Here is a 20,699-nt window from a genome sequence, read left to right on the forward strand (position 1 = left end):
TCCCGACGGCTTGCCGATGAAGTGAACCCCGGCAGGACCGCCCCTCGCCCGCAGCGTATAGCCACGACAGGACACCCCCAGGCGCCCCGCTGCAGGCACGACCCCTGATGCCCCACGCTGGAGATTGATTCGACCCATGGCCGCCGCACCTACTGCCCTGACCGCCACGCTGATCGACCGCCTCAACGAACACATCCTGATGCTGGACGGCGGGATGGGCACCATGCTGCAGAATGCCGGGCTCTCAGAGCAGGAGTTTCGCGGCGAGCGCTTCAGCGACTGGCCGAGTGATCTCAAGGGCAACAATGACCTGCTAGCCCTGACCTGCCCTGACCTGGTGACGCGTATTCATCGCCAGTACCTGGAAGCCGGGGCCGATATCGTCGAGACCAACACTTTCAACAGCACACGTCTCTCCCAGTCCGACTACGGCATGGAGGCGCTGGTACCCGAGCTTAACCGGGAGTCGGCACGCCTGGCTCGGGCGGTCTGTGACGCCGTGGCCGAAGAGACCGGGGTACCTCGCTACGTGGCCGGGGTGCTGGGCCCCACATCGCGCACCGCGTCGCTGTCGCCGGACGTCAATGATCCCTCCAAGCGCAATGTTACCTTCGACGCCCTGCGCGAGAACTATTGCGAGGCCGCCGAAGCACTGATCGCAGGCGGCTCCGACCTCATCCTGATCGAGACCATCTTCGACACCCTCAACGCCAAGGCGGCGATCTATGCCCTGGAAGAGGTCTTCGCACATCGCGGCGAACGCCTGCCGGTGATGATCTCCGGCACCATCACCGACGCCTCTGGACGCACCCTGTCGGGCCAGACCACCGAGGCGTTCTGGAACTCGGTGCGCCATGCAAGGCCGCTCTCCATCGGGCTCAACTGTGCCCTGGGCGCCGAGGAGCTGCGGCCCTATGTCGAGGAGCTTGCCACCAAGGCCGACACTTTCGTCTCGGCCCATCCCAACGCCGGCCTGCCCAACGAGTTCGGCGAGTACGACCAGACGCCGGAAGACATGGCGGCGATCGTTGCCGAGTTCGCCGAGAGCGGGCTGGTCAACATCATCGGCGGCTGCTGTGGCTCCACTCCCGAGCACATCGCGGCGATCCACGCCGCCATCCAGGGGCTGGCGCCGCGTCGAGTGCCCGAGCGGCCGCGTGCCTGCCGCCTTTCCGGACTCGAGCCCTTCAACATCGATGCCGATTCGCTGTTCGTCAATGTTGGCGAGCGTACCAACGTCACCGGTTCGGCGCGTTTCAAGCGGTTGATTGTCGATGAGGACTTCACCACCGCGCTGGAAGTGGCCCTGGAACAGGTGGAGAACGGCGCCCAGATCATCGATATCAACATGGATGAGGGCATGCTCGAGTCCGAGGAAGCCATGGTGCATTTCCTCAACTTGATCGCCGGTGAACCGGATATCGCCCGGGTGCCGATCATGATCGATTCCTCGAAGTGGGAGATCATCGAGGCAGGGCTCAAGTGCGTTCAGGGCAAGGCGGTTGTCAACTCCATCTCGATGAAAGAGGGCGAGGACGCCTTCCGCGAACAGGCGACCCGCTGCCACCGCTATGGCGCTGCCATCATCATCATGGCCTTCGACGAGCAGGGCCAGGCGGACACTTTCGCCCGCAAGACCGAGATCTCCCGGCGGGCTTATCGAATTCTGGTCGACGAGCTCGACTTCCCCCCGGAAGACATCATCTTCGATCCCAACATCTTCGCCATCGCCACCGGCATCGAGGAACACGACAATTACGCTGTGGACTTCATCGAGGCTACCCGCTGGATCCGCGAGCACCTGCCCCACGCCCTGGTCTCGGGCGGCGTCTCCAACGTCTCCTTCTCCTTCCGCGGTAACAACCCGGTGCGCGAGGCGATCCACTCGGTGTTCCTCTACCACGCCATCCGCGCCGGGCTGACCATGGGCATCGTCAATGCCGGGCAGCTGGCCGTCTATGATGACCTGCCAAACGAGCTGCGCGAGGCGGTCGAGGACGTAGTGCTCAACCGGCGCAGTGACAGCACCGAGCGACTGCTGGACCTGGCCGACAAGTACAAGGGTGACGGCAGCGGCCCGGCGAAGAAAGAGGACCTTGAGTGGCGCTCCTGGGAAGTCGAGAAGCGCATTGCCCACTCCCTCGTCAAGGGGGTCACGGCCTACATCGAGGAGGACACCGAGCTCGCCCGGCAGCGCGCCGAACGGCCCATCGAGGTGATCGAAGGGCCGCTGATGGACGGCATGAACGTGGTCGGCGACCTCTTCGGTGCCGGCAAGATGTTCCTGCCCCAGGTGGTCAAGTCGGCCCGGGTCATGAAGCAGGCGGTGGCCTACCTGATCCCCTATATCGAGGCCGAGAAGAGTGCCGACACCCAGGCCAAGGGCAAGATCGTCATGGCCACGGTCAAGGGGGACGTCCATGACATCGGCAAGAACATCGTCGGCGTCGTGCTCCAGTGCAACAACTATGAGGTCATCGACCTCGGGGTGATGGTGTCCGCCGAAAAGATTCTGCAGACCGCCCGCGACGAGAATGCCGATATCATCGGCCTCTCCGGCCTGATCACCCCGTCGCTTGACGAGATGGTTTACGTGGCCAAGGAGATGCAGCGCCAGGGGTTCGCCCTGCCGCTGCTGATCGGCGGTGCCACCACCTCCAAGGCCCATACCGCGGTGAAGATCGAGCCCGGTTACGAGCATCCGGTGATCTACGTCACCGATGCCTCGCGGGCCGTGGGGGTGGCCGGCAAGCTGCTATCCCCGACCCTCAAGCCGGCCTACATCGACGAGATTCGCGCCGAGTACGAAACGGTGCGCGAACGCAACGCCAAGCGTCGCCCCAAGGCAGCCGACCTCTCCTACGCCGAGGCCCGCCAGCGCAAGCCGGCCATGGACTGGGACGGCTACACGCCGCCGAAGCCTGCCATCACCGGCCTCCAGGTGTTCGACGACTATGACATCGAGGAACTGGTCGAACGCCTCGACTGGACCCCTTTCTTCATGAGCTGGCAGCTGGCCGGCAAGTACCCGAAGATCCTCGACGATGCCAAGGTCGGCGAGGCGGCTCGCAGTCTTTTCGACGATGCCCGAGCGATGTTGCGCAAGCTGATCGACGAGAAGCGCATTCAGGCCCGCGGCGTGATCGGCCTGTGGCCGGCCAACAGCGTCGATGACGACGTCATCGAAGTCTATGCCGACGAGTCACGCAGTGAAGTGGTCGAGCGGCTGCATCACATCCGGCAGCAGACCACCAAGAACCGCGACGGCGTCTGCCACAGCCTGGCGGATTTTATCGCCCCCCGTTACGACGTGAATGGAGAGCCGAACGGCAAGCCCGACTGGATCGGCGGTTTCGCCGTCACTACCGGACATGGCGTGGAGGCTCTTGCCGAGCAGTACAAGGCCGCTGGCGACGACTACAACGCCATCCTGATCCAGTCGCTCACCGACCGCCTGGCCGAGGCCTTTGCCGAGCGCCTGCACGAGCGGGTGCGCAAGGAGTTCTGGGGCTATGTGCCGGACGAGACCCTGGACAATGATGCGATTATCGCCGAGAAATATCAGGGTATCCGCCCGGCACCCGGCTACCCGGCCTGCCCCGATCACACCGAGAAAGCGACCCTCTTCCGCCTGCTCCGGGCCACGGACACTGCCGGCCTCACGCTCACCGAGAACTTCGCCATGTGGCCCGCGGCCGCAGTGGCCGGCTGGTATTTCTCCCACCCACGGTCGAAATATTTTTCCACCGGCAAGATCACCCGGGACCAGGTCGAGGCGCTGGCCAGACGCAAGGGCATGACCGTAGAGGAACTCGAGCGCTGGCTCGCGCCGGTGCTCTCCTACGACCCGGCCTGACCCTTCCGGTCCGCTGCGGCGGGCCGCCTGCCCTCGCCTGCCAGGAACACGGCTGCTGCCCGAGCCCAGGCGCTGCCGGCCAATCCGCGGCATAGTCCTGCCGATTGATAACCTTTTAATTAAATTCTATGATTATTTATTCTTTCATAGAATATAGGAAGAGGAGTATGTTGCCCTTCTCGGCATTCTCCTTCACCCGCTTCGACCTGCAGGAAACGCCTGAATGTATCGGTACGACACCTACGACCAGACTCTCGTGGATGAGCGCGTCGCTCAATTCCGCGACCAGATGGATCGCCACCTGGCCGGCCGCCTCGGGGAAGACGAGTTCCGTCCACTGCGACTGCAGAACGGCCTCTATATCCAGAAGCATGCGCCCATGCTGCGCATTGCTGTCCCCTACGGCATGCTCGGCAGCCATCAGCTCCGGCGCCTGGCGGCGATCACGCGCCGCTATGACCGCGGCTACGGACACTTTTCCACGCGCCAGAACCTGCAGCTGAACTGGCCGGCCCTGGAAGATGTGCCGTCTATTCTCGCCGAACTGGCCGAGGTCCAGATGCATGCCATCCAGACCAGTGGCAACTGCATTCGCAACACCACCAGTGACCAGTTCGCGGGTATTGCCGCCGACGAGGTGGAGGACCCGCGCCCCTGGTGCGAACTGATTCGCCAATGGTCGACCCTGCACCCGGAGTTCGCCTTCCTGCCGCGCAAGTTCAAGATCGCGGTGAGCGGTGCGGCGGAGGACCGTGCCGCCATCCAGGTCCACGATATCGGCCTGCGTCTGTGGCGCAATGAGCAGGACGAACTCAAGGTCAGGGTGCTGGCCGGCGGAGGCCTGGGGCGCACGCCGATGATCGGCGATGTGGTACGTGATGATCTGCCCTGGCAGCACCTGCTCACCTATCTCGAAGCGTGCGTGCGGGTCTACAACCAGTTCGGCCGCCGCGACAACAAGTTCAAGGCGCGTATCAAGATCCTGGTCAAGGCATTGGGCATCGAAGAGTTTCGGCGCCGTGTCGAGGCCGAGTGGGCCCACCTCAAGGATGGCCCCCAGACGCTGACGCCCGCCGCCGTGACGGCCGCTCGTGGCCACTTTCCCGAACCCGAACGTCGCCCCGTCGGCGACACGGCAATCGCCGACTTCGAGCGGCTTCGCGCCGAGAATCGTGCCTTCGCAAGGTTCGTCACCAACAACGTCACCGACCACAGGGTACCCGGCTACAAGGCCGTCACCCTGTCGCTCAAACGCCGAGAGCATGCGCCGGGTGACGTCACCGCCGACCAGATGGAGGCGGTGGCCGACCTCGCGGATCGCTTCAGTTTCGGCGAGATTCGGGTCACCCATGAACAGAACCTGGTGCTCTCGGACGTGCCGGTGGACGATCTCGAGATGCTATGGCGGGAACTGGACGCCCTGGGCATTGCCAACCCCACCGTGGGCACCCTCAACGACATCATCTGCTGCCCGGGCGGTGATTTCTGCAGCCTGGCCAATGCGGTGTCGATCCCCATCGCCCAGGCACTCCAGGAGCGCTTCGAGGATCTCGACTTCCTTTACGACCTGGGGCCGCTCGACCTCAATATCTCCGGCTGCATGAACGCCTGCGGGCACCACCACGTCGGCCACATCGGCATCCTCGGCGTCGACAAGAAGGGGGAGGAGTACTATCAGGTCTCGCTTGGCGGCAACTCGACCGATGACGCCTCGCTCGGCAAGATCCTCGGTCCCTCCTTCTTCCGTGAGGATGTTCCCGACGTGATCGACAAGGTACTGGAAGTCTATGTGGAGCAGCGACACGAGGATGAGCGCTTTCTCGATACCTATCGCCGTATCGGTCTCAAGCCATTCAAGGAGCGGGTCTATGCCAAATGACAACGCGCCAGATCAGCAGCTCGAACACGCCCGTACCCTGATCAAGATGGGACAGCCAGAACAGGACGAATGGGCGCTGTCACGCGATGAACAGGCAATGCCGTCACGCCGTCCGGTGATCGTGCCGTTCACCCTCTGGCAGCAGCTCCCCGGCGAGGAGGGACTCGCCCCCTGGCTGCCCAGTGATACCGAGCTGGACGATACCCTGGCCGCCGCGCTCAGCGCCGCACCACTGGTGGCCATCGACTTTCCCGCCTTCACCGACGGCCGGGGCTACACCCTGGCCCGCCTGCTTCGGGAACGCTACGGCTATGGGGGCGAGGTGCGCGCCATCGGTGACGTCCTGGTCGACCAGCTGTTCTACATGACCCGCTGCGGCTTCGATGCCCTGGCCCTGCGCGAAGATCAGCAGCTCGAAGACGCCCTTCGCGCCCTGGGAGCCTTCAGCGTCAGCTACCAGCCAGCGGTGGACATGGGCGAGGCGATCTTCGAGCGTCGTCTGCGCGAGAATGGTCACGCCTGACATCCGGTACGCCATGCTGACAACGAACGGCCCGGCATCCTGTGCCGGGCCGTTCATATTTCGCGGGTTCGCCTTAGCCGCGCCGCTTCTGCTGACGCTCGCGATTGGCCGATCTCGCCCGCTCGCTCTTGCGCAGCATCACCCAGGTGGCCCCCAGACCACCGTCTGCCTGGCCCGCCGAGACGAAGGCCTGGACCTCGTCGAACGCCCCGAGCCACTTCGCCAGGTAGGATCGCAACACATTGGCTGGACTATCGATCTCGCGCCCACGTCCATGGACGATCAGCACCGAGCGCAAGTCATGAGCGTAGGCCTCGCGGATGAAGGGAGGCAGCAGGCGGCGGCACTCCTCCAGTGGTCGACGCAGCAGGTGCAGGCTGGCCTGCACCGGATAGCCGCCGTGGCGGAGGCGATCCACCACCGCCTGCTGGATGCCGTTGCGGTGGAAGGTCAGGGGGTCGAAGGGCGGTACCAGGTCGACGAAGTCGTCGGAGAGAAAGTCGCGATGCGACGTCTCGGCCGAGGCACTTGCGCGCCTGGCCAGTTGGGCTTCGCTGGGCTCATCGCGTGTCCGCCCGGGGTCGGCCCGGTTGGTGGCGCGGTTCAAGGGGCGCACATCCTCCATCAGCGCCCGGAAATCCATGTCGTTTCGATTCGCCTGGCTCATGGGGGCACCTCCCGGACGTGATTAGGAAAACACATCCTAGCAGAGCCGCCCCGGCGGCTTAAGCCGCCGGGGCGATCATGGCAAGATGCCCCGTCTTCCCACGAAAAGGATGCCTTATGCGAACCCTCAAGTGGCTGGGCGCCCTGACCTTCGGTCTCCTGCTCGTTCTGGCCGGCTGGCTGTGGCTGTCCATGCTGAGTCCCTGGACCTATGATCGCCCCGACCATCTGGACCCGGTCCAGGAAGGCCCCCACCGGGTCTTCGTGTACGGCACTCTCACCCATGCGCCAGTTCGCTGGCTAGTCTATGGCCGCGCCGGCGACCCCGAGCCCGCCGTGCTGGAGGACGTCGAGCGCACGGGCCTCGATTTGTCGCCGGCACCCGGGGCACGGGTCGAAGGGCTGTTGCTGCGCGTGAAGGCCGAAGAACTCGAGCGCCTGGATCGCTACGAGAGGCTAGGCATTCGCTATGAACGCGTTCGCATGACGCTGTCGGATGGACGACGCGTGTGGGTATACCAACGACTTGATTAAGTAAGGCAATCTTAGCGAAAGTGTTGATCAGTTCCGTTGATGAACTCACATGGCTGCCAAGCCACGCTCATTTAACGATGTATTCGAATAACGGGGATGCCATGGAATCCGAGATCTCGCTGTTCGATATGTTTTCTCGCCTGGGCGTGGCTGCGGGCCTGGCGCTGGTGCTGGGCCTGGAGCGCGAGTTACGCGGCAAGTCCGCAGGGTTGCGCTCGCACATGCTAGTGGCCTTGGGGGCCGCGGCCTTCCTGATCGTGGGCCTGGAGATCCTGTTCGCCACCGCCGAGGGTGATCCCTCCGCGCGCATCGACCCCACTCGCATTGTCGAAGGGGTGATCGGGGGCATCGGCTTCCTGGGTGCCGGCAGCATCATCCGCAGCGGTGCCAGTGTCCACGGCATCACCACGGGGGCCTCGATCTGGCTGGCTGGTGCAATCGGCGTCGCGGCCGGGGTCGACAATTTTGCTCTGGCTTCCATGGTGACCATCATGGCGCTGGTGATCATGTCGGTACTGGGAGCCATCGAGCGCACTTTCCCCAATCACCGAGGCAGAGACTGACCCGCTCGGTTGTGGCGGGATTCGGCCGCGGCCTACAATGCCTCTCTTTGCTCAAGTCAGAAGGACGCGTGCGGGCTCCCTCTTTCTTCTTCACGCTCGCGCCAGGCTGATCCCGATCACGACAGGTATGAGCCTTCTCGGATGATTTCCCGTGCGCGCCCCTCTTTCTTCTCAGTCCATCAGGAATCCCCATGACCGAACACCGCCCCTACGTGCTTGTCCTTTTCTACTCGCGCCATGGCGCCACCCGCGCCATGGCAGAACGCCTGGTTGCCGGCGTCGAGTCCTGCCCGGGCATCGAGGCGCGCCTGCGTACCGTACCGCCGGTCTCGGCCACCTGCGAGGCTGTCGATCCCGAGATTCCCGACGAAGGGGCTGTCTATGCCAGCCTGGATGACCTGCGCCACTGCGCGGGCCTGGCCATCGGTAGCCCGACGCGCTTCGGCAACATGGCCGCTCCGCTCAAGTACTTCGTCGATGGCACCAGCGAGCTATGGCTCGGGGGCGCCCTGGTCGACAAGCCTGCCACCGCCTTCACCTCGACCTCCAGCCTGCATGGTGGCCAGGAGACCACGCTGGTCTCGATGCTGCTGCCACTGTTGCACCACGGCATGGTCTACGCCGGTCTGCCCTACAGCGAGATCGAATTGATGGAGACGAATGCGGGTGGCACGCCCTACGGCGCGAGCCACCTCGCCGGCAAGCGTAGCGACCGGCCGCTGGACGAGCATGAGCGCCACCTGGCCTTTGCCCAGGGCAAACGGCTGGCCAGGCTGGCCCTGGCGCTCGAGGCCTCACGTCGGGAGGCCTTATGAGACAGTGGCTGGAGCGACTGGAAGCCCGCAAGGGGCTCGACCGACTGACCGAGGGGGCTCGCCGGCTGGTACTGGGCAGTTACGGGCTGTTGCTTGTGCTGATGGTCTATCGGGGGATGATCGTTACCACCGATGGCAATGCGCTGGTGCCGCTACTGATATTCGTGATGCCATTGGTGCTCTTCCTCCCCTCGATCCTCACGCGGCGTCCCAGGGGTCATGCCTGGCTGGCCTTCGTCAGCCTGCTCTACTTCACTCAGGGGGTCATGGTCGCCACCCTGCCTGGCCAGGAACTGCGCGGCAGTGCCGAGGCCCTGATTGCCCTGGCGCTGTTCGTCGGCTGCACGGCGTATGCCCGCTTCCGCAGCCGACAGCTGCAGGCGGGCTAGCGGCGGGCAAAGGAACTGCTAGGCTGAGCATAACCGGGGTCAACGGACCACCGGCCATGACCCTACTGGACACGAAACGGAGATCGTGATGGACCTGAAACGCCCTACCCTCATCGCTGCCACCCTCTCGACCTGCGGTCTTCTCGCCTCGACCAGCCAGGCCGATGTCGACAAGGCCATCGAGTATCGCCAGGACGCCTTGGGCGTCATGGCCTGGCAGATCGGCCCGCTGGGTGATATGGCTCAGGGCAAGATCGATTACGACGCCGAGGAATTCAGACGCCGTGCCGAGAACCTCGCCGCCGTGGCCCATCTGCCGTGGGAGGGTTTCATCGAGGGGTCCCTGCAGGGTGACGGCCATGGCGTCGACACCGATGCCCTGGCCGAGATCGCCGATGACCGGGAGGACTTCGAGTCGCGGCAGCAGACCCTGGTCGAGGAAACCGCCGCTCTGGCCGAGCTCGCCCAGGAAGATGACTTCGCCGCCATGCGCCGCCAGGTGGCAACCGTTGGCGAGACCTGCAAGGGCTGTCACGACAACTATCGTGCCGAGTGATCCGGCGCTTGGGCGTTATGCAGAGGCGACACGCCAAGGAGTCGCCTCGGTGATTCGTCCACTTGCCGGTATCAAAGCTGCCATAGCCAGCCCACGATCGCTATAGCAATCGCAACCAGCGCCGCTGCCAGCCAGGCACTGCCATGGGCGGGAGTGGCGCCTTCGCCTGCCTGGTCTTCGGGACGCGCGGGTAGTCGCTTGCGGCCCGTCACCATGGCCCCCACCAGGCGCTCCCCCTTGAGCCGATGCACCACCAGTGCCACCAGGTGAAGGACGACCAGCACGATCAGCAGCTGGGCATTCCAGTGGTGCAGAGTGCGCAGGGTATCGCTGACATCGGTCGGGACCCGGTCATGCAGCGGTGCCTGGAAAAAGATATCGTCACTGAGGAAGAGTCCGCTGAGCGCCTGAAAACTCAGTGACAGCAGCATGGCCAGCACCGCGAGGCCACCGAGAGGATTGTGGCCAGCATAGGGCGGCAGTGGACCACGCCGCAGGGCTCGCAGGTAGGTCAGTATGGCGTCTGGACCATGGAGAAAATGCCATAGCCGCGCATGATGGCTACCCGCCAGAGCCCAGCCCCAGCGAAAGAGCAGCAGGCCCAGCACGATCAGCCCGGCCCGGGCATGAATCTCTACGGGAAACGCGAAGGGCGCGCCGCCGGTCTTCATGGTATAGAAGGAAAGACCCACGGTACTGACCAGGGCCCAGTGAAACAGGCGAATCGGCAAGTCCCAGACTTTCACTTGGTGCATCATGCAAGCTCCTTGCGCCTCTGAAATATACTCCTTGCTGTCAAGAGAGACTGGCGCCCACTGGATGACGATGCAACGGTGCGGGATCATAAGCTTAGCGGAAAATATCCGCCGTCCGGCCGTGCGGGGGTATTGAGCTCGCCCCGGCAAGCGGCGAACATGGCATAAAGTTTGAGGAGATGGTCATGACACGCAAGATTGCCGACATCCGGCGCGACTACGAAGGCGGCCAGCTCGAAGAGTCTTCTACCCCCGACTCACCCATGACGATGTTCGACGAGTGGCTGACCCTGGCGCTGGACACCGAAGGTGACGACGGAAATGCCATGACCCTGGCCACTGCCGACAGCCAGGGACGGCCCCACGCTCGTATCGTGCTTCTCAAGGGGGTCGATGATCAGGGGTTGACCTTCTACACCAATTACCACAGTCACAAGGGCAGTGAGCTGACCAATGTGCCCCATGCGGCCCTGGTCTTCTGGTGGCCGTCGCTCTCCCGTCAGGTGCGTGTCGAAGGACGTGTGGAGCAGGTCCCTCCGAAAGAGTCGGATGACTACTTTGCCACCCGCCCGCGCGGTAGCCAGCTGGGTGCCTGGGTGGCCACCCAGAGTGTGGTGATTCCGGGTCGCACCTGGCTCGAAGAGCGCGAACAGCGCTTCGAGCGAGCCTATGAGGGGCAGACCATTCCCCGTCCCATCCATTGGGGTGGGTATCGGGTGATTCCCGACATGATCGAGTTCTGGCAGGGCCAACCAAGCCGTCTCCACGATCGCATCCGCTATGAGCGACGCGACGGCAACTGGCACCGATTCCGCCTGGCGCCCTGATCGCAAGTATCGTTTGACTACCATGAACGGCCCCCACCGGTCGGTACGGGCCGTTGTCCCTGCCGGCGGGCCGTCTCAGTCGGGCAGACTCTCCAGACGGTGTCTCTGCCATTCGCTCTCCGGCTCGTTGAGCCGCAATACCGCATCCACCACCTGCTCTTCCATGTTGTAGCGCTGCTTGAAGCCCAGATGCTTCATGAGCGCACGCATCGGGTGGTTGTCGATCATGATCTTGCCGATCATCTCCAGGGTGCCCACGCTCTTGCAGTAGCTGATCATCTTCTTCATCAGCAGGCTACCGATACCCAGCCCCTGAAGATCATCACGAATGATCACCGAGAATTCGGTACGGATATTGTCCGGATCGTTCCATACGCGGACCACCCCGAGCATTTCCTTGCTGCCGTCATCCTGAAGGTGCTCGGCGATGAAGGCCATCTGACGATCGTAGTTGATGTGCGACAGAGCCGACAGATCCCGCTTGGTGAGGTCAGCCTTGTTGTGGAAGTAGCGAAAGCGGATGCTCTCCTCGGAAAGCTGCTCGTGGAAACGCGTGATCAGCGGTGCATCCTCGGCGCGGATCGGGCGAACCTCAACCTGCCAGCCGTTCTTGAGCGTCACCCACTCCCGAAGTTCCTCGGGATAGGGCATGATCGCAAAACGTGCGGAGGGGCCGAGGTCCATGGCGAAATCCACCGCCACCACGCCATCACGGTTCAGCAAGAGCGGATTGAGCTCCAGACCCCTCAACTGCGTGAGGTCGCTGGCCATCTGTGACAACTTCACCAGCAGCTCGCAGAGCCGCTCCAGGTCGCGTTCGGAATGGCTGGAGTGTTCGCGAATCAGTCGGGCGGCGTGAGTGCGGCCCACCACGTCCGCGGCCAGGCTCATGTTGAGCGGTGGCAGTGCCACCTGACGGTCGGCCAGGATATTGACCTTGTAGCCGCCGATACCGAACACGATCACCGGCCCGAAGATCGGATCACGGGTGATGCCGGCGCACAGCTGCATGGAGTGCTTGCCGCGCTGCATGCTCTGCAGACAGTACTCGCGGACCGTGAAGTCCGGAAACTTCTCCTTCATCTTGTTACCCAGACGATCCACGGCCTGGGCGACCTGCGCCGGATTCGCCAGGTCCTGAATCAGTCCGGCGGAAATCTTGTGCGGATGCTGGCGATATCGGAAAGGGTGACAGTTTCCCTCGTGGATGACCTTGAGCGCCATGGAGCCGTCGAAGGCGGCGGCCGCCTCGGCGGCTTCCTCGGCGGTCTGCGGGTAGCGGCTGGGTGCTACCGGGAGCCCGTAGGCCTCCAGAACCTGCGCCGTCTCGGAGTGCGACAGGCACTCGCGCCCGGCCTCCTGGGCCTCCTCGATCAGCGACCGGCAGCGTCGGCGGATCTCCGGGGTGGTCGCAAAGGGCAGGCTCGGCGGAATTTCCTGGAGCAGCGCCTGTACCCGCTGATAGTCGACCATGTGCATGAAGGCCTTCACCGCCTTCTCCGGGGATATGTAGGTGGGGATGCCGGCCAGATTGCACTCGTGGCGAGCCGACACGGCCTCCTCCAGTCCCATCCAGCTGGTCAGCAGGTTGCGCCGAAAACGCTTGCGTGCCGCAATGATTGCCTGAGCTGTGGTCTTCGATGGGGCCAGGCGGGTAGGAGCATGGACGACCAGCACCGCGTCCACGCTCTTGTCGGCCGCCACGATTTCCAGCGCCTCCACGAGTCTCTCCGGGGTGGCATTGCCGCCCAGGTCAACGGGGTTCTCGCCGGGCTTGCTCATGTCGAAGTCGTCGCGGCGCAAGGCATCTCGCGTCTCTTCGCTGAAATGTGCCAGTCTGCCCCCGGCGTTGATCAGCTTGTCGATAGCCAGCATCGCCGGCCCCAGGCCATTCGACACCACGGCCAGGCGGTCGCCTTTCAGGGGCTTCATCCGCGACAGCGTCTCCAGAGCATCGAAAAGCTCGTCGGAGTCGTCGACCCTCACTACCCCGGCTCGCGCGAAGGCGGCATCGAAGATCTGGTCACGATTGGCGATACCGGGTGTCGGCGGCAAGCCGGAAATGTCGGACTCCGCGGTGCGTCCACTCTTGATGGCCAGCACCAGGCGGTTGCGCGAGGCATCACGCAGCGCGGTCATGAAGTGCTGGGCATCCATGATGCGCTCCAGATGGAGCAGGATCGCCTGGGCCGGAGAAAACTGATTGATGTAGTCCATCAGGTCAGGGAGCAGGACGTCGACGCTGTCCCCCACCGTGAGCAGGTGGGAGAAGCCGATGCCACGGCCGGCAGCCCAGTCGATCATGGCATTGCCGAGCATTCCCGACTGGCCGAGATAGGCCACGCGACCGGACTTCACCGGCTTGCTGGCATAAGACGCATTGAGCTTGCGTCCCGGGACGATCAGCCCCATGCATTCGGGCCCTAGAACGCGAATCCCCGACGACCGGGCGGCGCCGAGCATGCGGCTACGCAGCGACTCCTTGTTGTCATGCTCATCGTCGAGATGCGCACCACCCGACAACACCAGTGCTGCCTTGACACCGAAACGCCCCAGTCTTTCGATCAGGTCAGGAACCGTCTCCACCGGTGAGCAGATCACCGCCAGGTCCGGCACCTCGGGCAGCTGCGAGACCCGGGAGACACAGGGTGCCCCGAAGACCGCGTCATAGTCCTTGGGATTAACCGCAAAGACACTCCCGGCGAAGCCGCCTTCCTGGAGGTTGCGAATCACCAGTCCGCCCATGGAATAGGGTTTTTCGGATGCTCCGATCACCGCGATGGTGCCGGGCTCAAAAAAATGGCGCAGGAAGCGGGTGCTCACGCGAGATCCTCCCTGAAGAGACGTTGCCCTTCATTGTCTAAGACTTATTGACACTGTCCTGCAAGCGGGCATCACGATTAAGGTGAGCTCAGTCATTTCGGAGCCAGTGCATGATTACCGCCTACATTACCCACCCCAACTGCCACTTGCATCACATGGGCCCCGAACATCCTGAAAGTCCATTGCGGCTGGATGCCATCCGGGCAAGGCTGATGCTTTCTGGCGTGCTGCAGCAGACCATGCAATCGGATGCCGTGGAGGCGACCGAGGAGCAGCTGGCACGGGTCCATCCGCTTCGCCATCTGCGGGCGCTGGACAAGTGTGTACCGGAACACGGCATTGTCACGCTCGACAGTGACACCATGATGAACCCGGACAGCTTGAAGGCGGCAAGAGTGGCAGCGGGCGCCGTAGTGCGAGGCGTCGACCAGGTGTTCCGGCAACAGGCCGACAACGTCTTCTGCGCGGTGCGCCCTCCAGGGCATCATGCCGAAGCCACCGACGCCATGGGGTTCTGTTTCTACAACAACGTGGCGGTGGGGGCGGCCCATGCCAAGGCCAAGTACGGGGCTCGCAAGGTCGCCATCCTCGACTTCGACGTGCACCAGTGCAACGGGACCATCGATATCTTCAAGGATGACCCCGAGGTGCTGGTCTGCACGAGTTTCCAGTATCCCTTCTATCCCTGGCGATACCTGCGCAGCGAGTGGAACAATGTGGTCAACACGCCCTTGCACGCCGGCACCGACAGTGCCGCCTTCCGCAAGGCGATCGAGGACGACTGGCTGCCTGCCCTGCATGCCTTCAAGCCGGAGATCGTGCTGGTCTCGGCGGGCTTCGATGCCCATCGCGAAGACCCCATGGCGGAACTCAGCCTGGAAGACGAGGACTTCCACTGGGTCACCCATATGGCACTGGAAATCGCCGCACTCTATGCCGACGGTCGGCTCGTATCGGTGCTGGAAGGCGGCTATGACCTCGATTCCCTGGGGCGTAGCGCCGAAGCACATCTCAAGGCCCTGCTCGGGCTGCCCTTCGGCGAGTGACCCGCTGTGTTTCCCGGCACCGGGAAACATGCTGTTACTTCCCCCTTGGCGTGATAGCGACGTCGCCCCATGACATGGCGACGTCGCTGACGTGGGGCCACGATCGGCGATTGTGGTAGGCTTGGAGAAACCTCGTTTCCGATAGTGAACAGCGCATGACCGCCACCACCGATCAGGACGCCGCCCTGCGCATCGCCGCCGGTCGCAAGCCCTTCGTCGAACCCCTGCGCCTAGGCGAGCGCCTCAAGGAGATTCGTCTGGCTCAGCACTGGACGCTGGAGGACGTCAGCCAGCGCACCGGTCTGGCGCGCTCCACCCTCTCCAAGATCGAGAACAATCAGATCTCCCCGACCTTCACGGTGGTGCAGAAGCTGATCAATGGCCTGGGTATCGATCTGCCGCAGTTGCTCTCGCCCCCCAGGGTCCAGCCACCCAGCATGGGGCGTCGCGACCTCACTCGCCGAGGCGAGGGCCAGCGCCACCCCACCCCGACCTATGAGCATGAGTTGCTCAGCTGCGAGCTCGCCCAGAAGCGCATGATCCCCTTCAAGACCATCGTCAGGGCACGTGCCTTTGACGAGTTCGGCGAATGGGTGCGTCACGACGGCGAGGAGTTCCTGATGGTGCTCGACGGCGAGATACGACTCTACACCCAGTATTACGAACCCCTGGCCCTGGTCAGCGGCGACAGCATCTATTTCGACAGCGCCATGGGCCATGCCCTGGTCTCTGTCAGCGAGACCGATGCCGTGGTGCTGTCGGTCTGTACGCGGGGCGATAGCAGCGCCTGAGGCTCACCCGCGTGCTCGATCACCCGGCCGACGCGGCGGCATGGCATCGAGTTCCAGCCGGCTATCGCCATGAATCGCCTGGAAGTGGCGTCCCTTGGCCCGGGCAATCAGCAACACGCCGAAGCGCTCGGCCAGTTCCACGCCCTTCTGGGTCACTCCCGACCGCGATACCAGCACGCTGATCCCCATCTGCGCCACCTTGAGCACCATCTCCGACGTCAACCGGCCAGTCGTGTAGAAGATGTCGGCATCGGTGCTTTTCGCCGCCGCCAGCCACTGGCGGCCGGCCAGAGTGTCCACGGCATTGTGCCGCCCCACGTCCTCGACGAAGTCCAGCACCGCCTCCTGGCGACACAGCGCGCAGCCGTGCACGGCACCGGCACTGCGATAGGTCTCGTTGTAGGCACCCAGGTTGTCCAGCAGCCGGTAGAGCACCGACTGACGCATCACGGTGGCGGGTAACGGCTGCAGCGAGGTCGCGTCGAGCAATCGGCCGAAGACCGTTCCCTGTCCACAGCCGGTGGTCACCGTGCGCTGACCCAGGCGCTCCTCCAGATCCTCCGGCAGATGGCGGGTGACCACGGCAGCGGCCTCCACCGCCCAATCCACATGCACCGCCTGGAGGTCCTGCTGGTCGGCGAGTAATCCCTGGTTGCGCAGGTAGCCGACCACCAGGGCCTCGGGATCGGCACCCAAAGTCATCAGGGTGACGATTTCCCGCTTGTTGAGGTAGAGGGTCAGGGCCCGTTCCGCGGCGATGGCCTGTTGTTTGAGCGCCCCGAATTCGTCGAGTACCTCGATTTCCAGGGTGGCAGGCAGGCGCGCCCGACTCAGGCTGATGTCATGCATCCACGGCTCCTCGACAGAACGTTGATTGACGATGATGGCATTGTCTCCCACCAGTGTCTTTACTATCAGGTACACAAGATCGGAGACCCCTCCCTATGGCATCGATCACCAGCATGCGTTCTCTCAGCTTCGATGTCGTCGGCGAACCGCTCTCCATCAAGGGCTTCACCACGACCCGCTGGGGGATCACTGAACTCGTACCCGGCCAGGCCGGTCCCTGGACGCTGGACCTGCAACTCTACATGACCGAACGCGCTGCTTATCGCTTCAACCTCACCAGTGGCACTCCCCGTCTGTTCGTGCAGGCCGGAGAGGCGGGTGCCACGCCAGTCCCTGCCTCCATTACCGCCAGCCAGGACGTGGCCGCGAGTTGGCTCGATGGCGAGCATCGCGTCCTCGAGGTCGACATGCCGCTGGCGATACAGGCCTGGATGGAGGCCTACCTCGCACATCAAGGCGAGGCCCCGGAGGAGGGGCGCAAGAAGAAGCGCAAGGGTGCCGGGCGTGCCCGGGAGGCCGAGGCATGAGCCGGTTCGAGAGATGGTCCCGCCTCAAGCGGGGCGAGACCCCCTCCTGGCAGGAATCCAGCGCGCCGCCGCGCGAGAGCGATGAGCCTGACCGGAAGGCGCAGGGACTCGACCTCGACCATGGTACCGAGCCCTCCGGTTCGCCAGTACCCGGCAGCCTCGATCATACCCTGCCCGACCCGGACTCCCTGCCCGTCGGCAGCGACATCAAGGCCTACCTGGCCTCCGGGGTCAGTAGCGGCCTGCGCAAGCGTGCCCTGCGACGCCTCTTTGCCGCGGACCATTACGGTATCCGCGACGGTCTCGATGACTATGACGATGACTATCGGCAGACGCTTCAGCCCCTGGTCAGCGAGGTGGCCGAACGTCTGCGCAACTGGACTCGGCGTCAGCTGGAAGACGACGAAGCCCCGGCCGAGCCGACCGCCGAAGCAAGCGAGGCCTCAGCCCCCGCAGCAGAGCCGTCGGCTACCCGGCAGGGAGCATCCGATGGCGAAGCAGCCGTGACCTCGCGAGTCGATGATGAGAAATGCGAAGAGCTCATGGACGAGGTAGATCGTTCGCGCGACGCACCTTAGAGGATGCACCTTAGACCAAGGGAGCCTTGGTACGAAGCGCCGTTTCGGCTAACACTAATAAATCAGTCCTTAACAACAACAAGATCAAACCTACTCCTCTCGACCGTGAGACGTCATGAATCAACCAATCAATATCACGCCGGTGGATGATGACCGTAACCGGGAGGCCCGAGAGGCGGCACGCCGCCGAGTCTCCTGGCCGGTCAATCTCATCCCGGCCACTGTCGGCTACCACAGCCAGGGGCATGCCCTGGTGCTCGGCAACGAGCGCGACGTGCGACGTGCCGCCCGTGTCCTGCACGACCGGGGGCTTCCGCCGCCCACCCTTCTTTTCACCGACCCGATGACTGCCGACCCTGCCGACGGCGAGGACGATGAGACGCTGCTGGCCGACACCGCCAGCCTGACGTCTCGTAAGCTCTCCCGATCACAGGCCCGGTCACTCGCCATCGAAGGTTACCTGGGCCACTTCTCGGCCAGCCTGACGGGCGAGGACGGTGCGCTCGACCTGGCTAGGGCACTGACCGACCGCGAGCACTTCGACCTGGTCCTTGACCTGGGCGAGACGCCCGCGCTTGCCCTGGAGCTGCCGCCCCCCGGCTATGTTGCCCTCGCCTGGCAGGACCCGCAGCGTGACGAGCAACTTGAGGACCTCGCCGGGCTGGTGGGCGAATTCGACAAGCCGCGCTATTTCCAGATCGACAACGCACTGTGCGCGCACTCCGCCAGCGGCTACACGGGCTGCACGCGCTGCCTGGACGTGTGCCCGGCCGATGCCGTCCGCAGCCACCAGGGTCGTATCGAAGCCTGGATCGAGATCGATCCCTTTCGCTGCCATGGTGTCGGCAGCTGCAGCAGTGCCTGCCCCACCGGGGCGATCCAGTTCCGTCTGCCCGAGACCGCACGTCAGCAGGAGACCTTGCTGGCTTGGCTCGCCGCCTATCGCGACACCGGTGGAACGGCGCCGGTGGTGCGCTTTGCCGAGGCCGGCGACCTGGACGGGGAAGGCGACGTCGCGGGCCATGTGCTCGATATCCCCCTCGAGGAGCTGGGAGCCGCCGGCCACGATCAGTGGCTGACCGCCCTGGCCGGCGGTGCCGCCGAGGTGCGCATTCAGTGTCACCCGGGGATGCCCGAGCGCTTGACGACCTTCATCGACGACCAGCTCGACCAGGCGCATGCCCTGCTCAATGCCCTTGGCCATTCGCCGTCGCGTATCACCCGAGTAATGGCCGGTGACCAGGCCGCTCGTGACGCCCTGCCGGGCGAGGCGCCGCTGGACGGTGACCCCCTGGAGTTCACCGACAGTGACAAGCGCGCGCGTCTCGATAGTGTGCTGGCCCACCTTGAACGCCTTGGTGGCACCGATGGAGAGCGCCATGCCATGCCGGCCGGTGCCGCCTATGGTGGCCTGTCGGTCGATGGCGAGGCCTGCACGCTATGCTTCTCCTGCGTGTCCAACTGCCCTACCCCGGCCCTCGCCACCGGCAAAGATCAGCCGTTGTTGAGCTTTCGCGAGGCGGATTGCGTCCAGTGCGGGCTCTGTGCCGAAGCCTGTCCGGAGGATGCCATCACCCTGGTGCCCGGCTTTCTGGCCGACGCGACCCGACGTGAGCGACAGGTACAGCACCAGGAGGAAGCCTTCCCCTGTATTCACTGCGGCAAGCGCTTCGCCACCGCCAGCACCGTGGCGACCCTCAAGGCCAAGCTTGCCGATCATCCCTATTTTGCCGGCGATGCCCTGGCTCGGCTGGAGATGTGCGAAGACTGCCGGGTCAAGGATGTCTGGCAGGCCATGGCCCGCGACCCCGAATCGCAGCTGAAGGTGTGAGCGCATGAGCGAGTTGAATGAACATGCCCTGAGAGCCGATATCTATCGGCTAATGGCCAGACTCCTGCGCGAGGCGCCCGACGCCTCGTTGCTCGACTGGCTGGCTGGACTGGAGATCCAGCGTGACGGCACCTTGCTCGCCGAGCGCTGGGCATCTCTGGTTGCTGCCGCGGGCGCGACCACGGCCGATCTCCTCGAGCGGGCCCACTTCCGCCACCTGGTCGGGGTGGTGCAGGGCGACATCACGCCCTACGCCTCCTGGTACCGCAACGGCGAGCTGATGGATGCCGCGCTGGTCGCCCTGCGCCGCGATCTCAAGGCGCTGGGCATCCAGCGTGCCGAGCACAGCCGCGACCCCGAGGACCATCTGGCCGCCCTATGCGAAGTGATGGCCATGCTGATCGAAGCCCGCGCTCCGGACGAGGCGCGCTTCTTCATGACCCACCTTGCGCCCTGGGCTTCGCATTGTCTGGCCGATCTGGGCGCCGTGGAAACGGCTTTCCATGCCCGACTCGGTCGTCTTGGCGAAGCCTTTATCGAAGAGGAATCCCGGCGACTCGAGGCCGAATCGCTCGAGGATCCCGTAAGGATCGTCGAACCCTGACGCCCCACAGCGGACCGTGATGCCACAACCACAACAGGGCCCGGCAAGGGCCACAGACAGCATGAGTAGAGGAGACATCCCCATGCCCAACACACGCAACCCGGAGCGTCGGCGCTTTCTCAAGACGCTCGGCATCGGTACCGCCGCCGCTGGCGCCGCGGCGGCCGTCGGTCACGTTACCCTGGCCCAGGCCGATGCCAAGCCGTCGGCAAAGGAGGCTGAGCCTTCCCGAGAGTACCGGGAAACCCCCCATATCCGTGCTTTCTACGCCACCCTGCGTGACTGAC

General features: G+C 64.2%; 20 protein-coding genes. 16 read left to right on the forward strand and 4 right to left on the reverse strand.

Annotated features, from left to right (window positions below; translation table 11 throughout):
• Window positions 1-136 precede the first annotated feature (136 nt).
• The 3 genes from metH to HALO32_RS17245 all read left to right on the forward strand — a co-directional run bounded on the left by metH (window position 137) and on the right by HALO32_RS17245 (window position 6,258).
• Window positions 137-3,856, forward strand: a complete 3,720-nt coding sequence (gene metH, locus HALO32_RS17235; protein WP_151445122.1) for a methionine synthase — start codon at window positions 137-139, stop codon at window positions 3,854-3,856.
• A gap of 223 nt (window positions 3,857-4,079) precedes the next feature.
• Window positions 4,080-5,735, forward strand: a complete 1,656-nt coding sequence (locus tag HALO32_RS17240) for a nitrite/sulfite reductase (protein WP_151445123.1) — start codon at window positions 4,080-4,082, stop codon at window positions 5,733-5,735.
• Entirely contained in the window at window positions 5,725-6,258 is a 534-nt protein-coding gene (locus HALO32_RS17245; RefSeq protein ID WP_151445124.1) for a DUF934 domain-containing protein, read from the forward strand. Before HALO32_RS17240 ends, HALO32_RS17245 begins: the two co-directional genes overlap by 11 nt.
• 73 nt (window positions 6,259-6,331) lie before the next feature.
• Here HALO32_RS17245 and smrA read toward each other — a convergent pair whose 3' ends face one another.
• On the reverse strand, window positions 6,332-6,925 hold the full coding sequence (gene smrA, locus HALO32_RS17250) for a DNA endonuclease SmrA (protein WP_151445125.1): 594 nt from the start codon (window positions 6,923-6,925) through the stop codon (window positions 6,332-6,334).
• 116 nt (window positions 6,926-7,041) lie between these two features.
• On the opposite strand from smrA, the gene HALO32_RS17255 reads away from it, so the two are divergent.
• From HALO32_RS17255 to HALO32_RS17275, 5 genes are all read left to right on the forward strand, one after another.
• Entirely contained in the window at window positions 7,042-7,458 is a 417-nt protein-coding gene (locus tag HALO32_RS17255) for a gamma-glutamylcyclotransferase family protein (RefSeq protein ID WP_151445126.1), read from the forward strand.
• Window positions 7,459-7,559: 101 nt separating this feature from the next.
• On the forward strand, window positions 7,560-8,021 hold the full coding sequence (locus tag HALO32_RS17260) for an MgtC/SapB family protein (RefSeq protein WP_151445127.1): 462 nt from the start codon (window positions 7,560-7,562) through the stop codon (window positions 8,019-8,021).
• 191 nt (window positions 8,022-8,212) lie between these two features.
• The gene (gene wrbA / locus HALO32_RS17265; protein ID WP_151445128.1) at window positions 8,213-8,836 is read left to right on the forward strand and encodes an NAD(P)H:quinone oxidoreductase; all 624 of its coding nucleotides are present in this window, start codon (window positions 8,213-8,215) and stop codon (window positions 8,834-8,836) included.
• Complete coding sequence (locus HALO32_RS17270; protein ID WP_151445129.1) at window positions 8,833-9,225, forward strand: DUF2069 domain-containing protein; 393 nt, start codon at window positions 8,833-8,835, stop codon at window positions 9,223-9,225. The genes wrbA and HALO32_RS17270 overlap by 4 nt, the downstream gene beginning before the upstream one ends.
• An 88-nt stretch (window positions 9,226-9,313) precedes the next feature.
• Entirely contained in the window at window positions 9,314-9,781 is a 468-nt protein-coding gene (locus HALO32_RS17275; RefSeq protein WP_151445130.1) for a c-type cytochrome, read from the forward strand.
• A gap of 71 nt (window positions 9,782-9,852) precedes the next feature.
• On the opposite strand, the gene HALO32_RS17280 is transcribed toward HALO32_RS17275, so the two are convergent.
• Window positions 9,853-10,539: a cytochrome b/b6 domain-containing protein gene (locus HALO32_RS17280; RefSeq protein WP_151445131.1), complete on the reverse strand. Its 687-nt coding sequence runs from the start codon at window positions 10,537-10,539 to the stop codon at window positions 9,853-9,855.
• A 182-nt stretch (window positions 10,540-10,721) separates the two neighbouring features.
• Between HALO32_RS17280 and pdxH the strand changes: the two genes are divergently transcribed.
• Window positions 10,722-11,363, forward strand: coding sequence for a pyridoxamine 5'-phosphate oxidase (gene pdxH / locus HALO32_RS17285; protein WP_151445132.1), 642 nt, complete (start codon window positions 10,722-10,724; stop codon window positions 11,361-11,363).
• Between the two features lie 75 nt (window positions 11,364-11,438).
• Here pdxH and HALO32_RS17290 read toward each other — a convergent pair whose 3' ends face one another.
• Window positions 11,439-14,186, reverse strand: coding sequence for a bifunctional acetate--CoA ligase family protein/GNAT family N-acetyltransferase (locus HALO32_RS17290; RefSeq protein WP_151445133.1), 2,748 nt, complete (start codon window positions 14,184-14,186; stop codon window positions 11,439-11,441).
• A gap of 110 nt (window positions 14,187-14,296) precedes the next feature.
• Here HALO32_RS17290 and HALO32_RS17295 point away from each other — a divergent pair, with 110 nt between their 5' ends.
• Together HALO32_RS17295 and HALO32_RS17300 are read left to right on the forward strand one after the other, a co-directional pair.
• The gene (locus tag HALO32_RS17295) at window positions 14,297-15,232 is read left to right on the forward strand and encodes a histone deacetylase family protein (protein WP_151445134.1); all 936 of its coding nucleotides are present in this window, start codon (window positions 14,297-14,299) and stop codon (window positions 15,230-15,232) included.
• 155 nt (window positions 15,233-15,387) lie between these two features.
• Window positions 15,388-16,023 (forward strand): helix-turn-helix domain-containing protein, encoded by a 636-nt coding sequence (locus tag HALO32_RS17300; RefSeq protein ID WP_151445135.1) that lies wholly within the window; start codon window positions 15,388-15,390, stop codon window positions 16,021-16,023.
• Window positions 16,024-16,026: 3 nt separating this feature from the next.
• On the opposite strand, the gene HALO32_RS17305 is transcribed toward HALO32_RS17300, so the two are convergent.
• Window positions 16,027-16,872 (reverse strand): formate dehydrogenase accessory sulfurtransferase FdhD, encoded by an 846-nt coding sequence (locus tag HALO32_RS17305; RefSeq protein ID WP_151445136.1) that lies wholly within the window; start codon window positions 16,870-16,872, stop codon window positions 16,027-16,029.
• Window positions 16,873-16,967: 95 nt separating this feature from the next.
• Between HALO32_RS17305 and HALO32_RS17310 the strand changes: the two genes are divergently transcribed.
• From HALO32_RS17310 to HALO32_RS17330, 5 genes are all read left to right on the forward strand, one after another.
• A complete protein-coding gene (locus tag HALO32_RS17310) occupies window positions 16,968-17,399 on the forward strand; it encodes a DUF3305 domain-containing protein (protein WP_151445137.1) in 432 nt (143 codons plus the stop codon).
• A complete protein-coding gene (locus HALO32_RS17315) occupies window positions 17,396-17,977 on the forward strand; it encodes a DUF3306 domain-containing protein (RefSeq protein WP_151445138.1) in 582 nt (193 codons plus the stop codon). The genes HALO32_RS17310 and HALO32_RS17315 overlap by 4 nt, the downstream gene beginning before the upstream one ends.
• Before the next feature lie 115 nt (window positions 17,978-18,092).
• Window positions 18,093-19,808, forward strand: a complete 1,716-nt coding sequence (locus HALO32_RS17320) for a 4Fe-4S dicluster domain-containing protein (RefSeq protein WP_151445139.1) — start codon at window positions 18,093-18,095, stop codon at window positions 19,806-19,808.
• Between the two features lie 4 nt (window positions 19,809-19,812).
• The gene (locus tag HALO32_RS17325; RefSeq protein WP_151445140.1) at window positions 19,813-20,412 is read left to right on the forward strand and encodes a TorD/DmsD family molecular chaperone; all 600 of its coding nucleotides are present in this window, start codon (window positions 19,813-19,815) and stop codon (window positions 20,410-20,412) included.
• An 82-nt stretch (window positions 20,413-20,494) separates the two neighbouring features.
• A complete protein-coding gene (locus HALO32_RS17330; RefSeq protein ID WP_151445141.1) occupies window positions 20,495-20,698 on the forward strand; it encodes a twin-arginine translocation signal domain-containing protein in 204 nt (67 codons plus the stop codon).
• Window position 20,699 lies beyond the last annotated feature (1 nt).

Origin of the sequence: Halomonas lysinitropha, from assembly GCF_902500215.1 — a bacterium.
GTDB lineage: Bacteria > Pseudomonadota > Gammaproteobacteria > Pseudomonadales > Halomonadaceae > Halomonas > Halomonas lysinitropha.